Origin of the sequence: Nonomuraea sp. NPDC048892 (genome assembly GCF_040649735.1) — a bacterium.
GTDB classification, from domain to species: domain Bacteria; phylum Actinomycetota; class Actinomycetes; order Streptosporangiales; family Streptosporangiaceae; genus Nonomuraea; species Nonomuraea maheshkhaliensis.
Genome location: NZ_JBEZFZ010000002.1, coordinates 533,851 through 547,020, shown reverse-complemented (window position 1 = coordinate 547,020; position 13,170 = coordinate 533,851). Strand labels below are relative to the sequence as shown.

Below are 13,170 nucleotides of genomic sequence, written 5' to 3'. Positions count from 1 at the left end.
ATGGCCCGGATCATGGCGGGGCCGCCCGGGGAGCCCCGCCGCGTCGCCTACCTGTACCTGCTGCCCGCCTTCGTGGTCTACGCGGCCTTCCTGCTGTACCCGATCGGGCGGGCCGTGCAGATCTCCCTGTACGACTGGGACGGCCTGTCCCTCGGCACCTGGGCCGGGCTGGACAACTACATCGCGATCGTCGCCGACGAAGGGCTGCGGGCGTCCTTCGTGCACGCGCTGGTGCTCATGGTGTTCTACGCGGGGGTCCCGCTGGTCATCGGGCTGGCGCTGGCCGCGATACTCAACCACGCCAAGGTGCGCGGGCTGGGCTTCTTCCGCACGGTCGTGTTCCTGCCGCAGGTGATCGCCATGGTCGTGGTGGCGGTGGCCTGGCGGCGGGTGTACGCGCCCGACGGCTCGCTCAACGCGCTGCTCGGCGCGCTCGGGCTGGACTCGCTGACGCGCGGCTGGCTGGGCGACTACACGTTCGCGCTGCCCGCCGTCGGCGTGGTCGGCACCTGGTTCGAGAGCGGGCTGGTGACGGTGCTGCTGCTGGCCGGGATGAGCCGCATCCCCCTGGAGCTGTACGAGGCGGCGCGGCTGGACGGCGCCGGGCCGCTGCGCGAGTTCTTCGCGGTCACGCTGCCGTCGGTGCGCGGGGAGATCGCGGTGGCGCTGACGCTGACCGTGATCGCCGCGCTGCGCACCTTCGACCTGGTGTACATCACCACGCGCGGCGGGCCCGGCGAGTCAACCTCGGTGCCGTCGTACGAGGTCTACCACCGGGCCTTCGGCCTGGGCCAGGTCGGCTCGGCGGCGGCCATCGGCGTCACCCTGACCGTGGTCATCTTCGTGATCTCGTTCGCGATCAACCGCTTCGCCGACAGGAGGGTCTCGTGATCTCGCGCGGGGAGCGGATGGCCAACTACGTCATCCTGTCGGTGTTCGCCGCGTTCGCGCTCTATCCCATCGTGGTGATCCTGGCCGCCGCGCTCGGCCCCGCCGACAGCGGCGGCACGGCCGGGCTGGCGAACTTCGCGGCGGCCTGGGAGATCGGCCGGTTCGGCTCCTACCTGCGTACGAGCCTGCTCGTGTCGGTGTTCGTCGTGGTGGTGAGCGTGGTGCTGTCGGTCATGAGCGGCTACGCGTTCGGGACGATGCGCTTTCGCGGCCAGTCGGTGCTGTTCTACCTGTTCATGCTCGGGATCATGATGCCGAGTGAGGCCGTGGCGGTGCCGCTCTACTTCGACCTGCGCTCGCTCGGGCTGATCGACACGTTCTGGTCGATCTCGATGCCGCAGGTCGCGCTGTCGGTGGCGTTCGGGACGTTCTGGATGCGGGCCTACTTCCGTGCCTCGAACCGGGCGATCGTCGAGGCGGCCCGCATCGACGGGGCGTCGAGCTGGCGCATCCTGTGGCAGGTGCTGCTGCCGCCGGCCCGGCCCGCCGTCGTCACGCTGATCGTGCTGGTGTTCATGTGGACGTGGAACGAGTTCCTCATCCCGCTCATCATGGTCACGAGCGAGTCGCTGCGTACGGCGCCGCTGGGGCTGGCCTTCTTCCAGGGCCAGTACACCTCCGGGTTCACGCTGCTGGCGGCCGGATCGGTCATCGTCGCGACGCCCGTCGTCGTCTTCTACCTCTTCCTCCAGCGTCACTTCGTCCGGGGGCTGCTCCAAGGGGCGGTCCGCGACTAACTTCCCGGAGGTCCGATTGTCCATGAGAGCCGCGGGTCCACCTCGGACGGCGGGCCGCCTGGCGCTGCTCGCCGCCGTCGCCGCCGTCGCCGTCCTGCCCGCCACCCCCGCCCTCGCCGTTCCTTCGCCGAATCCTTCATCGAAACAGGAGCCGGTCGATCTCGACGCGTTGTTCGTCGGCGCCCACCCCGACGACGAGGCGTTCAGCCTGTCCACGCTCGGCCAGTGGAAGGAGGATCACGGCGTCCGCGCCGGCGTCGTCACCGTCACCAGGGGCGAGGGCGGCGGGAACGCGGTCGGCCCCGAGGAGGGGCCGGCGCTCGGCCTGCTGCGCGAGTCCGAGGAGCGCACGGCCGTGGCGAACGCGGGCGTGGGCGAAGTCTTCAACCTCGACGACGTCGACTTCTACTACACGGTCAGCGCGCCGCTCACCGACCAGGTGTGGGGCGGCGACACGCTGGAGAAGGTGGTACGGCTCGTCCGGCAGACCCGTCCCGAGATCATGCTGACCATGGACCCGGCCCCCACGCCGGGCAACCACGGCAACCACCAGGAGGCCGCGCGGCTGGCGATCGAGGCGTTCTACGCCGCGGCCGACCCCAAGGCGTTCCCCGGGCAGATCCGTGACGAGGGGCTGCGTCCCTTCGCGCCCGCCCGCCTGCTCACCGGCGGGGCGCGCGGCACCTCCGCCGTCGGCCAGGACTGCGCCGCGACGTTCCGGCCTGCGTATCCGGCGCAGAACGTGTTCGGAGTCTGGAGCGGGCGCGCCTCGGCCGAGCGGGGCAGGACGTGGGCGGCCGTGGAGCGCGACGCCCAGCGGGTGTACGCCTCCCAGGGCTGGGCCGGCTTCCCCGACGTGCCCACGGATCCCGCGCAGCTCGGCTGTGACTTCTTCACCCAGGTGGACGCGCGGGTGCCGTTCCCCGCTCCGGGCACGCCGGCCGCCGCCTCGCCGACGGCCGTCCTCGACGGCGCGCTGACCAGGCCGGCGGGGACGGCGCCGCTCGGCACCCGGTTCGGCCTGCGGACCAGCGCGTTCGCCGTACGGCCTGGCGCGCCGTTCACGGTCGAGGTGAGTACGGACGCACCACCTCGTGAGCCGCTGGGCCGTTCGTCGGTGGCGCTGCGCGTCCCCGCCGGATGGAAGGTGACCGGCTCCGGCTCCCTCGGCCGGCTCGGCGCCGGGCGCGGCGGTTCGGCCACGTTCACGGTGACGCCGCCTGCGCAGGCGGAGGCGGGCCGGGCCCGCGTCGCGGCCACGCTCACCACCGAGCGGGGCGGCGGCTACACCGACCGGCAGGTCGAGGTCAGCCCGTCCGTACGCGGCGAGCAGCAGCCGCTCCCCCAGGTCGCCCAGCACAGGAAGTGGACCGGCGAGGTCGGCGTGCCGCAGCTCGACGGCCTGGTCACGCCCGTGCTCACGCTGCCGTCCGGCGGCAGCCGCGAGGTCGGCGTCGTGGTCACGAACGTCAGCGGCGCCACCAGGTCCGGCACCGTGCGCCTGGACCTGCCCGCCGGCTTCACCGCCGACCGCGCCGAGGCCCCGTACAGCGGGCTGGCCGCTGGTGAGTCGGCCATCGTGCCGTTCACCGTCACCAACTCCGACCCCTCGCTGAAGACCTCCAACGAGGGCGGCGACTACGCCTACACGATCACGACCACGAGCGAGGACGGCACCGCCACCAGCCGCCCCGCGCTCGAACTCGTCCCGGCGGCCACCGTGCCGCGCGCCGCGTCGGCCCCCGCCGTGGACGGCGTGGAGGGCGACGGCGAGTACGCGGGCGCCGCGCTGAACATCTCCCGCCTCTGGGAGGGCACGGCCTGCTCGTCTGCCGCCGACTGCTCGGGCTCGGCGAAGATCGGCTGGCACGACGACACGCTCTACCTGGTGGTGCACGTCAAGGACGACGTGCTCGGCACCCGGCTGGCGGCGGCCGACTGCAAGCGGCATTGGCGCACCGACGCGGTGGAGGTCACCCTCGACCCGCGCGGCACGTCCGAGAACACCTCGACCACGTTCAAGACCGCGGTGCTGCCGGTCACGGCCGAGGGCCCGCCGTGCTTCCTGCGCGACGCCGACAACCGCCAGGGGCCCGGCGAGCAGACGGCGCCCGGGATGCGGGTGGCGTCCAAGGTGGCGGCAGGCGAGTACACGGTGGAGATGTCCATCCCGATGGAGGTCCTGCCCGGCGCCGTCGATCCCGCCCATCTCGGGCTGAACGTCCTCGTGTACGACTCCGACACCCAGGACAGGACCGGCCAGACCAGGATCGGCTGGTCGACGTGGGGCGGGGTGCAGGGCGACCCGTACCGGTGGGGCGTGGCCTCCCTTCCCGGCTACGAGCCGCCCGCCGACCGGCCGACGACCCCGCCGGACCCGGAGATCCCGGACACGGCGCTGTCCAGCCTCGACTCGCCGCAGTCGCTGGAGCAGGCGGTCCGCGTGCACCTGCCGCTGGCCGGCGGGCCCGCGGCCAAGCCGTCGCGCGGCGCGGAGGTCGTCTCGGCCAGGGGCACGACAGGCGGGGTGAAGGTGACGCTGCGGGCCGCCGCCGGCGGCAAGGCGCACCTGTTCGCCCGCGACGGGCAGGGCACGGCGGGCAGCCGCGTCGTGACCGTCACGCGCAAGGGGACCACGACCGTGACCGTGTCCCTGGACCGGGCGCTGGGCGCGGGGGCGACGGTGGTGGCCGGCTGGGAGGCGTCCGGCGGCGGAACGGCGGCGTCCCAGGTCTCCGTGCGGTGAGCGCGACGTCGCGTTTCTCCGTGCGCTGATCGTGCGGCGGTGATCGTGGTGCGGCCCTCGGCAGGCACCACGATCACCGCCCCGACCTCCATCAATGGTCACTGTAAGTGATTGAACGACTACGCTCCGGGTAGGCGTAAGGGTAGCGAACTTCTGTCCCCCGCCCCCAGGGAGCCCCCGTGACCGACCGTTGCGCCACCATGGCCGTCCACCATCGACTCCTCGCCTCCTCACCCCGCTACGCCATCGCCCTGGCCGCCATCGAGAACGACACCTTCGCCAGGAAGAACGCCCGGGCCGCCGCCCGTGAGGAGGTGGTCACCATTCCCGTGGTCGTGCACGTCGTCCATCACACGCCCGAGCAGGACATCGGCCAGGAGCAGATCGACAGCCAGCTCAAAGTGCTCAACCAGGACTTCCGCCGGGCCAACCCCGACGCCGGCAAGGTGCCCGAGGTGTGGCGGGAGCTCGCCGCCGACGCCAGGCTGGAGTTCAAGCTGGCCGGCACCGCCCCGGACGGCGGGCCGACCAACGGGATCGTCCGCCGCCGGACCGACGTGGCGGAGTTCGACCCCGACGACACGGTCAAGTTCGACGACCAAGGCGGCTCCAGCGCCTGGCCCGCCGACCGCTACCTCAACATCTGGGTGTGCCAGCTCAGGGGCGCCCTCGGCTACGCCGCCTTCCCCGGAGGTCCCGCCGACGCCGACGGGATCGTGATCCTGCACAGCGCGTTCGGCACCACGGGGACGGCGGAGTCGCCGTACGACGGGGGCCGCACCGCCACCCACGAGATCGGCCACTGGTTCAACCTGCGCCACATCTGGGGCGACGACGGCGACGGCTGCTCGGGCACCGACTTCGTCGACGACACCCCCAACCAGGCCGGCCTCAACCGCGGCACGCCCACGTTCCCGCAGGTGAGCTGCGGCAACGGGCCCCACGGCGACATGTTCATGAACTACATGGACTACGTCGAGGACGCGGCCATGTTCATGTTCACGAAGGGCCAGGCGGAGCGGATGGACGCGGCGCTTGCCGGGCCGCGGTCGTCGTTCCTCCCCGCGCGGACCAGGACCGGCGCCCGCGCCTGACCCTCCGCGGCTCGGACGCCGGCGAACCAGAGGACTGCCACCCCTCCGCCGTCCGCGACATCGTGACGGCGCGCTGGGCGTGATCGGCGTTCACGGGGAAGGCGCCGTCCGTCGCGACGGCGGAGGCGGTGGTTCTCCATACACGGCGTCGGTGTACGGCCGGAAACCGGGCGGGCTCATGCCACGATGATCAGCGCCTGCGGGCGGCCGGCGGGGAAGGCCCAGACGTGTCTGCCCGCCGCGATCACCAGCGCGAGCGGGACGTCCAGGCCCAGGCTGATCACGCGCAGGGGCGCGCCGGCCGCCGAGGCGAGCGTGAACAGGTCGCGGGCGCCGCCGGTGAGGACCCCGTTGGCGCAGACGAGGAACGGCACCGGCCCCTCCGGCGCCGCCACGAGCCGGCCCTGTTCCCCCGACCAGGCGGAGACGCGTAACAGCCCGCTGGTGACGCTGATCCACAAGGAGCCCGCGCACACCACCATCGCGCCGCGCCGGTGCCGTCCGAGATCGACCTCCTTCGGCCCGCCGCGCAGGATCGTGTCGCGCTTGGACGTCCACCACAGCCGCTCCCCCTCGGCCGCGCACGCGTCGAGGGCGGGCAGCTCCACGGGCTCGCCGAGCCGGCCGGGGCCGGTCAGCCGCCTGGCCAGGTCGGCGCCGACGGCCCAGATCTCCCCGCCGCCCGCCACCACCCGGCCGTCGAAAGGAAGGTCTTTGTCCGGCGCGCCCGAGGGGCCGAGCCAGTGGAGGCGGTCGCGGGACGTGCCCGCCAGCGTCCCCTCCGACAGCGGTCCCGACGGCGACGCCCCCGCGAACGACCTGGGCATGATCACGGTCTCCGCCAGCATCCCGGGGACGCCGGCGGGGCCGGTCACCGTTCCTGGCACGGCGGCCAGCGACCGCAGCTCGGGCCCCGTACCGCCCTCGCCGAGCGGGGAGCCGGCGGCGGTGTAGGCGCGCACGCCACCGGTCACCGCGCACCAGACGGTCGTCCCGTCGGACGCGGCCGCGCGAACGGGACACGGCAGGTCGATCCGGGTGACCTCGACGCTCATGGCCTGACCTTAGACCCGCGAGAACGAAGCCGGACAGACCTCGCGCAGAGCACGCGGGGACCTCGCACAGAGCACGCGCGGACCTCGGCCCGAGCACGGGCGGACCTCGCGGCGGCCTCGCGCGTACCTCACGCAGACCTCACGCGGGCCTCCCAGCGACCCCACCGACTGTGCGGCGACGGCGCGGCAACGGCGCGGCGAGGGCGCAACGACGGGCGCGGCGAGGGCGCGGCGACGGGCGCGGCGACGGGCGTTCAGGCACGGAGAAGGCCGTGGCGGGGTATCCGCATGGCAAGGGACGGATCCGGTCATCGGCCCAGGTCACCTCGGCTGCGATCATTGTGACCATGCGTGTTGTGGTGATCGGGAGCGGCATCGTCGGGGCCGGCGCGGCCTACCATCTGAGCCGCCGGGGCGCGGCGGTGACCGTGGTGGACGGCGGGTACCAGGGCGATGCGACGCAGGCGGGCGCGGGCATCGTGTGCCCGTGGGTGGACCATCCGGAGGACGACGACTGGTACCGGCTGACCCGCGAGGGGGCCCGCCGCTACCCCGGGCTGGTGGAGGAACTGGGCGAGGACATCGGCTACGCCAAGGTGGGCGCGTTGCTGGTGGCCGAGGATCCGGTCGACCTGGAGCCGGTGCGCTCGCTGTTGCGCCGCCGCCGTCCTGGCGCGCCGGAAATGGGCGAGATCACCGATGTGTCCACCCCGTCCGAGCTGTTCCCGCCGCTGTCGGACACCCTGAGCGCGATCCTCGTGCCGGGCGCGGCGCGGGTGGACGGCCGCGCGGTCCGCGACGCCCTGCTCCGCGCCGCCGTCTCCATGGGAGCCGAGGTACGCACGGGCATCGCCACCCTCACCCCGGACGGCCAGGTCCTCCTCCACTGCCCCGAGAACGACAGCCGGCCGGGCACACAGGACCTGGCACCGGAGGCCACGGCCGGCCCCGGCGAAATCCCGGGCGCGGCCGGCGACGGCGACACCGCGCACCCAGCCACGCCCCAGGACCGGACCGGCGGGCGGAACGCGGGCCAGGACCACCTCGACGGGCCGGACACGGACCGGAACCAGGGCGGCGGACCTGACACGGGCCGGGAGCCCGGCGCGGGCCGAGAGCAGGGCCGCGGACAGGACGGCGCGCAGGACGGCGGCGGGCAGGGCGGCGGGCAGGGCGGCGGGCAGGGCGCGTCGTGGCGGCAGGCCGCGCCGTCAGCGCCCGCCACTGCCGCGCCCGGCACGACCGCGTCCGCTACTGCTCCGCCTGGCACGGCCACGTCCGCCACTGGCGCGCCTGGCACGACCGCGGCTACCGCCGGGGAGGCGGTGCTGCTGGATGCCGACGCGGTGATCGTCGCCGCGGGCGCGTGGGCCGGTGAGGTGTGCAGGCCCTTGGGGGTCGAGCTGCCGGTCTTTCCCCGGCGCGGCCAGATCCTGCACGCGACCCTGGAAGGCGTGGACACCGCGTGGTGGCCGATCATCCTGCCCAGGATGGGCCCGTACCTGCTGGGTTTCCCCGAGTCCCGTGTCGTGATCGGCGCGACCGTCGAGGACGTGGGTTTCGCGCCGCGCGTCACGATGGGCGGCCTGGACGAGGTGATCAGGGCGGGCCTGCGGGTGGCGCCGGGGCTGTTCAACGCGACGGTCACGGAGACGAGGGTCGGCCTGCGTCCGGTGTACGCCCCGGGCCCGGCGCTCATCGGCCCGCTGACCGGGCGGGTGGTGGTGGCGACGGGGCTGAGCGCGTACGGGCTGACGGCGGGCCCGTTCACCGGCCAGATCGCCGCGGCGCTCGCGCTGGGCGAGACCCCGCCGATCGACATCACGCCCTACGCCCCCAATACCCGCTAAATCCAACCAACCAGGGACGACCGGCACCCCTGGCCATCAAGCGCGACAAGCAGCCACGTAGGATCGGATTCCTCCCCACCGTGACTCCGTGGGGAGGCTGCCGTGCCGCCGCGCACATTTTCGCTACTCCTGCTGCTGCTCGTGGCGGCCACCGCCTGCACCCCGGAACCGTCCGTGCCTGAACTGCCGGGGGCCGCATCCGGGACTCCCGCGCCATCAGGCGCGCCGCCGTCCACCCCACCGGCCGGTGCCACCCCTGAACCGCCGGCGCCCGAGCGGGTGCGGGTGCCGCGCTCCGCCTCCGGCCGTTACGCGGTCGTGCGCGGCGGCGCGCCCGCCAGGCCGGGCCGGGGGGCGGTGGTGCGGTATCTGGTCGAGGTCGAGCGGGGGCTCCCGTTCGACCCCGCCGGCTTCGCCGCCGAAGTGCATCGCACGCTCAACGACGTACGCGGCTGGGCCCGCTTCAAGCGGGTCGGCTCGGGCCCGGTACGCGTTCGCGTCGCCCTGTCCAGCCCCCGCATGACGATCCGGCAGTGCCTGCCGCTGCGCACGGGAGGCGAGCTGTCCTGCTGGAACGGCCGCCGCTCGGTCATCAACGCCCTGCGCTGGGCCGAGGGAGTCCCGCAGTACGACGGCGACCTGACCGCCTACCGCCGCTACCTGATCAGCCACGAGGTCGGCCACGGCCTGGGCCACCACCATCGCCGCTGCCCCGGGCCCGGCCGCCTGGCCCCGGTCATGACGCAGCAGTCGAAGTCACTGGGCCGCTGCCGCCCGAACCCGTGGCCCCACCCCCACCGCCACCCGGACGACCGCTGACCCCGCGCCGCCACCCGGACGAGCGCAGGCGGAGGCCGTCGCGGCCGGACGCGCACCGGCGCCCCCACCGCACGCCGGCCGGATGCCGCTGATCCCGGACGCGTGCCGGCACTCGCGCCGGCCGTCGTCTCAGGACAGGCCGCGGCTGGTGCCGACGCCTCTGAGCAGGGTGTCCACCACCTGGGTGGCCAGCGCGTCGGGGTCACCGTCGCGGCACGCGGCGGCCTCGTGGAGCAGCGCGTAGAAGACCCGCCTGGACCAGTCGAGATCGGCGTCGGCCCGCAGCACGCCGGCGTCCCTGGCCCTGATCAGCAGCCGTTCGCAGCGCTCCGCGATGTCCGCGTACACCTTGCCCGCCTCGGGGTCGGCGTCCATGACCCGCATCGTGAAACCCCAGTCGATCTTGACGCGGAGCACGTTGGCCGTGACCTGGTAGAGCGCGACGAGCGGCGGCGCGTTCTCGGGGCAGGCGGCGTCGACGGCCTCGGCGAACTGCTGGGTGGCCCATCTCGCCATGGCCTCCACCAGCGCCTCCCTGGAGGCGAAGCGCCGGTGCACGGTCGTGCGCGCCACTCCGGCGGCCTCGGCGATCTGCTCCATGCTGGCCGCCGGGTTTCTGCTGAGCACGCGTTCGGCCGCCTCCAGGATCGTGCGCACCGTCCGCTCGGCGTCGGACCGCAGCGCCCGGGTCGTCCCACTCATGCCTTGAAGGATACGCCACCGTCCCGAATACTCACCGACTTGCATCATTATCGTTGCAAGTCGTATGTTCGACGCATCGCAACTGACGCAACTAGCGGAAGGACACACACCCCATGGACATGGGACTCACCGGCAAGACCGCCGTCGTCACCGGCGCGAGCAGGGGCATCGGCCTGGCCATCGTCAAGGCGCTGACCGGCGAGGGCATGCGGGTCCTCGCCGCCGCCCGGACGATCACCCCCGAACTGAAGGAGACCGGCGCCGCGCTGGTCACGGCCGACCTGTCCACCGCCGACGGCCCCGGCGAGGTGATCGACCGGGCGCTGTCCGAGCTGGGCGAGATCGACCTGCTGGTCAACAACGTGGGCGGCGGCGACGCGGACGGGGAGCCGTTCGGGTTCCTGAGCCTGAGCGACGACCAGTGGCGGCAGTTCTACGACCTGAACTTCCTCAGCGCCGTACGCGCCACCCGCGCCGCCGTCCCGAGCCTGATCAGGCGGCGCGGCACCGTGATCAACATCTCCTCCACCAGCGCGCACGTGCCGAGCGGCGGGCCGGTCCACTACGCGACCGCCAAGGCTGCGCTGACCTCGCTGGGCAAGGCGCTGGCCGAGGAGTTCGGCCCGCAGGGAGTGCGGGTCACCACGGTCTCGCCAGGCGCCACCCGCACCTCGCTGTGGGAGGGGCCCGACGGGTACGGCGCCGTGCTGGCCGCCGCCCACGGCGTGGACCTGGAGTCGTTCCTGGCAGGGCTGCCGTCGAGCACCGGAATCACGACCGGTAGGTTCGTCGAGCCGGAAGAGGTCGCCGCGCTCGTGACCTGGCTGGCGTCGCCGCACGCCGCGAGCGTCACGGGAGCCGACTTCCTCATCGACGGCGGTGCGGTGAAAACCGCCTGACCTATCGCGATATATCGTAGAAAAGGAACACCGGGGAGTCCCGCCCTGAGCGGGACGACGAAGCTTGCAGGGGAGAGTGGGCTATGGCAGGGATGCGGACGGCACGGCGGATCCTCGCGGGCGGCGCGGTCCTCGCCGCGGCCGGGTGGGCGCTGCGCGATCTGCCCGCCGAGCTGGGCGTGCGGCCGCTGGCGTCGGGACCTGAGCGGGCGGCCAGGATGCGGCACTCGCCGCAGTTCAGGAACGGCACGTTCGTGAACTCGATGCCCGAGGGCGCCGCCCTGATGACGGCGCCGCCCGTCGGGCTGCTCGGCGAGCTGGCCAAGGACAGGAGCCAGCGCCACCCGGCCGGGCCCATCCCGCTGCGCGTCCCGCCCGCCGACCCGCCGCCCGCCGACGGGGTGCGCGCGGTCTGGTACGGCCACGCCTCCACGCTGGTGGAGATCGAGGGCCGGCGGGTGCTGTTCGACCCGGTGTGGAGCAGGCGGCCCTCCCCCTCGCAGCTCGTCGGCCCCAAGCGGCACCACCCGGTGCCGGTGGAGCTGCAGGAGCTGCCCGAGGTGGACGCGATCGCGATCTCGCACGACCACTACGACCACCTCGACCGGACCACGGTGCTCAGGCTGACCCGCACGCAGAAGGCGCCGTTCCTGGTGCCGCTGGGCATCGGGGCGCACCTGGAGCGGTGGGGCGTGCCGGCGTTCCGGATCATCGAGCTGGACTGGAACGAGGAGACCGAGGTCGCGGGACTGCGGTTCGTGGCCACGGCGGCGCGCCACTTCTCCGGCCGCTCCTTCACCCGCAACGACACCCTCTGGGGCTCCTGGGTGGTCGCCGGCGCGACCAGGCGGGTGTTCTACGCGGGCGACTCCGGCTACTTCGAGGGTTACCGGGGCATCGGCTCGGCGCACGGGCCGTTCGACCTGACGCTGATGCCGATCGGCGCGTACAGCCCGGCCTGGCCGGACATCCACATGGACCCGGAGCAGGCCGTCCAGGCCCATCTCGACCTGGGCGGCGGCGTACTGCTGCCGGTGCACTGGGCCACGTTCACGCTGGCCCTGCATCCGTGGGGCGAGCCGGTGGACCGGCTGTGGCGCGAGGCCAAGGCCCGCGACGTGCGCATCGCCGTGCCCCGGCCGGGCGAGGCGGTCGACGTCTCGGCCGTCCCGGCGGTCGAGGGCTGGTGGGAGCTGCTCACCTGACGGGCGTGCTCTCGCGGGCATGCTCTCGCGGGCGGTCTCTCGCGGGCGGTGCGGACGTACGGCCGCGGGAACGTAAAGTCGTGGCGTGAGCAACCTGGAAAGTGATCCGCGGGAGATCCGCTGCGCGACCGGCACGGGCGAGGGCGCCGAGGTGCTGACCGGACGCGAGGTGCCGCTGGGCGGGCCGCGCGCGATGACCGTGCGCAGGACCCTGCCCGGTGTCCACCGGCGCATGATCGGCGCGTGGTGCTTCGTGGACGCGTACGGGCCGCAGCGGGCCACCATGCGCGTGCCGCCGCACCCGCACACCGGCCTGCAGACGGTGAGCTGGCTGGTCGCCGGCGAGGTGCTGCACCGCGACAGCCTGGGCACGCTCCAGGAGATCCGCCCCGGGCAGCTCAACCTCATGACCGCCGGGCGCGGCATCTCCCACTCGGAGGAGTCGCCGGAGACGGTGCTGCACGGGGTGCAGCTGTGGGTGGCGCTGCCTGACTCGCACCGGCACACCGAGCCGGGCTTCGAGCACCATCCGGACCTGCCCGTGCTGTCCGGGCCCGGCTTCGCGGCGACGGTCGTCATGGGGTCGCTCGGCGGGGTGACCTCGCCCGCGACCGCCTACAGCCCGCTGGTCGGGGCGGAGGTGGCCGTGGACGGGACGGGCGAGGTGCCGCTGGATCCGGCGTACGAGCACGGGCTGCTGCTGCTCGACGGCGAGGCGTCACTGCTGGGGCACGCGGCGGACGGGCCCGGCTCTCCGGAGCAGGGATCGCCGGAGCAGGGATCGCCGGGGCACGGGCCGCTGGAGTACGGGCCGCTGGTTTACCTGCCGCCGGGGCGGGCGGCGGTGCGGTTGTCGGGGCGCGGGCGGGTGCTGCTGATCGGCGGTGAGCCGTTCGGGGAGGAACTGGTCATGTGGTGGAACTTCGTGGGGCGCTCCCACGACGAGATCGCCGCGTACCGCAAGGAGTGGGAGGCGGGCGAGGGGTTCGGCACCGTCGAGGGCTTCGACGGCGCGCCGCTCCCCGCGCCCGTCCTGCCCGGCACCCGCCTCAAGCCCCGCGGCCGGGTCCGCTGACCCGCTCGCGGGTGGTCCGGCACGGCGGGTGGTCCGG

The 13,170-nt window shown here is 73.7% G+C and carries 11 protein-coding genes; 9 read left to right on the top strand and 2 right to left on the bottom strand.

Features of this window, described 5'->3' with window-relative positions:
• The 4 genes from AB0C28_RS07860 (at position 1) to AB0C28_RS07845 (ending at position 5,528) form a co-directional block, all read left to right on the top strand.
• Positions 1 to 891: a sugar ABC transporter permease gene (locus AB0C28_RS07860; RefSeq protein WP_358073418.1), complete on the top strand. Its 891-nt coding sequence runs from the start codon at positions 1 to 3 to the stop codon at positions 889 to 891.
• The gene (locus AB0C28_RS07855; RefSeq protein ID WP_357842018.1) at positions 888 to 1,688 is read left to right on the top strand and encodes a carbohydrate ABC transporter permease; all 801 of its coding nucleotides are present in this window, start codon (positions 888 to 890) and stop codon (positions 1,686 to 1,688) included. Before AB0C28_RS07860 ends, AB0C28_RS07855 begins: the two co-directional genes overlap by 4 nt.
• A gap of 22 nt (positions 1,689 to 1,710) precedes the next feature.
• Positions 1,711 to 4,434, top strand: coding sequence for a sugar-binding protein (locus AB0C28_RS07850; RefSeq protein ID WP_358073417.1), 2,724 nt, complete (start codon positions 1,711 to 1,713; stop codon positions 4,432 to 4,434).
• Between the two features lie 179 nt (positions 4,435 to 4,613).
• Positions 4,614 to 5,528, top strand: a complete 915-nt coding sequence (locus AB0C28_RS07845; RefSeq protein WP_358073416.1) for a zinc metalloprotease — start codon at positions 4,614 to 4,616, stop codon at positions 5,526 to 5,528.
• Positions 5,529 to 5,704: 176 nt separating this feature from the next.
• Here AB0C28_RS07845 and AB0C28_RS07840 read toward each other — a convergent pair whose 3' ends face one another.
• Positions 5,705 to 6,583 (bottom strand): hypothetical protein, encoded by an 879-nt coding sequence (locus AB0C28_RS07840; RefSeq protein ID WP_358073415.1) that lies wholly within the window; start codon positions 6,581 to 6,583, stop codon positions 5,705 to 5,707.
• Positions 6,584 to 6,930: 347 nt separating this feature from the next.
• On the opposite strand from AB0C28_RS07840, the gene AB0C28_RS07835 reads away from it, so the two are divergent.
• A complete protein-coding gene (locus AB0C28_RS07835; protein ID WP_358073414.1) occupies positions 6,931 to 8,433 on the top strand; it encodes an FAD-dependent oxidoreductase in 1,503 nt (500 codons plus the stop codon).
• 102 nt (positions 8,434 to 8,535) lie between these two features.
• The gene (locus AB0C28_RS07830) at positions 8,536 to 9,252 is read left to right on the top strand and encodes a DUF3152 domain-containing protein (RefSeq protein ID WP_358073413.1); all 717 of its coding nucleotides are present in this window, start codon (positions 8,536 to 8,538) and stop codon (positions 9,250 to 9,252) included.
• 129 nt (positions 9,253 to 9,381) lie between these two features.
• Here the strand turns inward: AB0C28_RS07830 and AB0C28_RS07825 are convergent, their stop codons facing one another.
• Complete coding sequence (locus tag AB0C28_RS07825; RefSeq protein WP_357842000.1) at positions 9,382 to 9,954, bottom strand: helix-turn-helix domain-containing protein; 573 nt, start codon at positions 9,952 to 9,954, stop codon at positions 9,382 to 9,384.
• A 113-nt stretch (positions 9,955 to 10,067) separates the two neighbouring features.
• On the opposite strand from AB0C28_RS07825, the gene AB0C28_RS07820 reads away from it, so the two are divergent.
• The 3 genes from AB0C28_RS07820 (at position 10,068) to AB0C28_RS07810 (ending at position 13,133) form a co-directional block, all read left to right on the top strand.
• The gene (locus tag AB0C28_RS07820; RefSeq protein ID WP_357841997.1) at positions 10,068 to 10,853 is read left to right on the top strand and encodes an oxidoreductase; all 786 of its coding nucleotides are present in this window, start codon (positions 10,068 to 10,070) and stop codon (positions 10,851 to 10,853) included.
• Between the two features lie 83 nt (positions 10,854 to 10,936).
• A complete protein-coding gene (locus AB0C28_RS07815) occupies positions 10,937 to 12,058 on the top strand; it encodes an MBL fold metallo-hydrolase (RefSeq protein WP_357841994.1) in 1,122 nt (373 codons plus the stop codon).
• Between the two features lie 85 nt (positions 12,059 to 12,143).
• Positions 12,144 to 13,133: a pirin family protein gene (locus tag AB0C28_RS07810; RefSeq protein WP_357841991.1), complete on the top strand. Its 990-nt coding sequence runs from the start codon at positions 12,144 to 12,146 to the stop codon at positions 13,131 to 13,133.
• Positions 13,134 to 13,170 lie beyond the last annotated feature (37 nt).

Excerpts from the sequence above, each read along its gene's own strand:
- AB0C28_RS07860 (WP_358073418.1), top strand. The coding sequence starts at position 1 with ATGGCCCGGATCATGGCGGGGCCGCCCGGGGAGCCCCGCCGCGTCGCC.
- AB0C28_RS07820 (WP_357841997.1), top strand. The coding sequence starts at position 10,068 with ATGGACATGGGACTCACCGGCAAGACCGCCGTCGTCACCGGCGCGAGC.
- AB0C28_RS07825 (WP_357842000.1), bottom strand. The coding sequence starts at position 9,954 with ATGAGTGGGACGACCCGGGCGCTGCGGTCCGACGCCGAGCGGACGGTG.
- AB0C28_RS07840 (WP_358073415.1), bottom strand. The coding sequence starts at position 6,583 with ATGAGCGTCGAGGTCACCCGGATCGACCTGCCGTGTCCCGTTCGCGCG.
- AB0C28_RS07815 (WP_357841994.1), top strand. The coding sequence starts at position 10,937 with ATGGCAGGGATGCGGACGGCACGGCGGATCCTCGCGGGCGGCGCGGTC.
- AB0C28_RS07835 (WP_358073414.1), top strand. The coding sequence starts at position 6,931 with ATGCGTGTTGTGGTGATCGGGAGCGGCATCGTCGGGGCCGGCGCGGCC.
- AB0C28_RS07850 (WP_358073417.1), top strand. The coding sequence starts at position 1,711 with ATGAGAGCCGCGGGTCCACCTCGGACGGCGGGCCGCCTGGCGCTGCTC.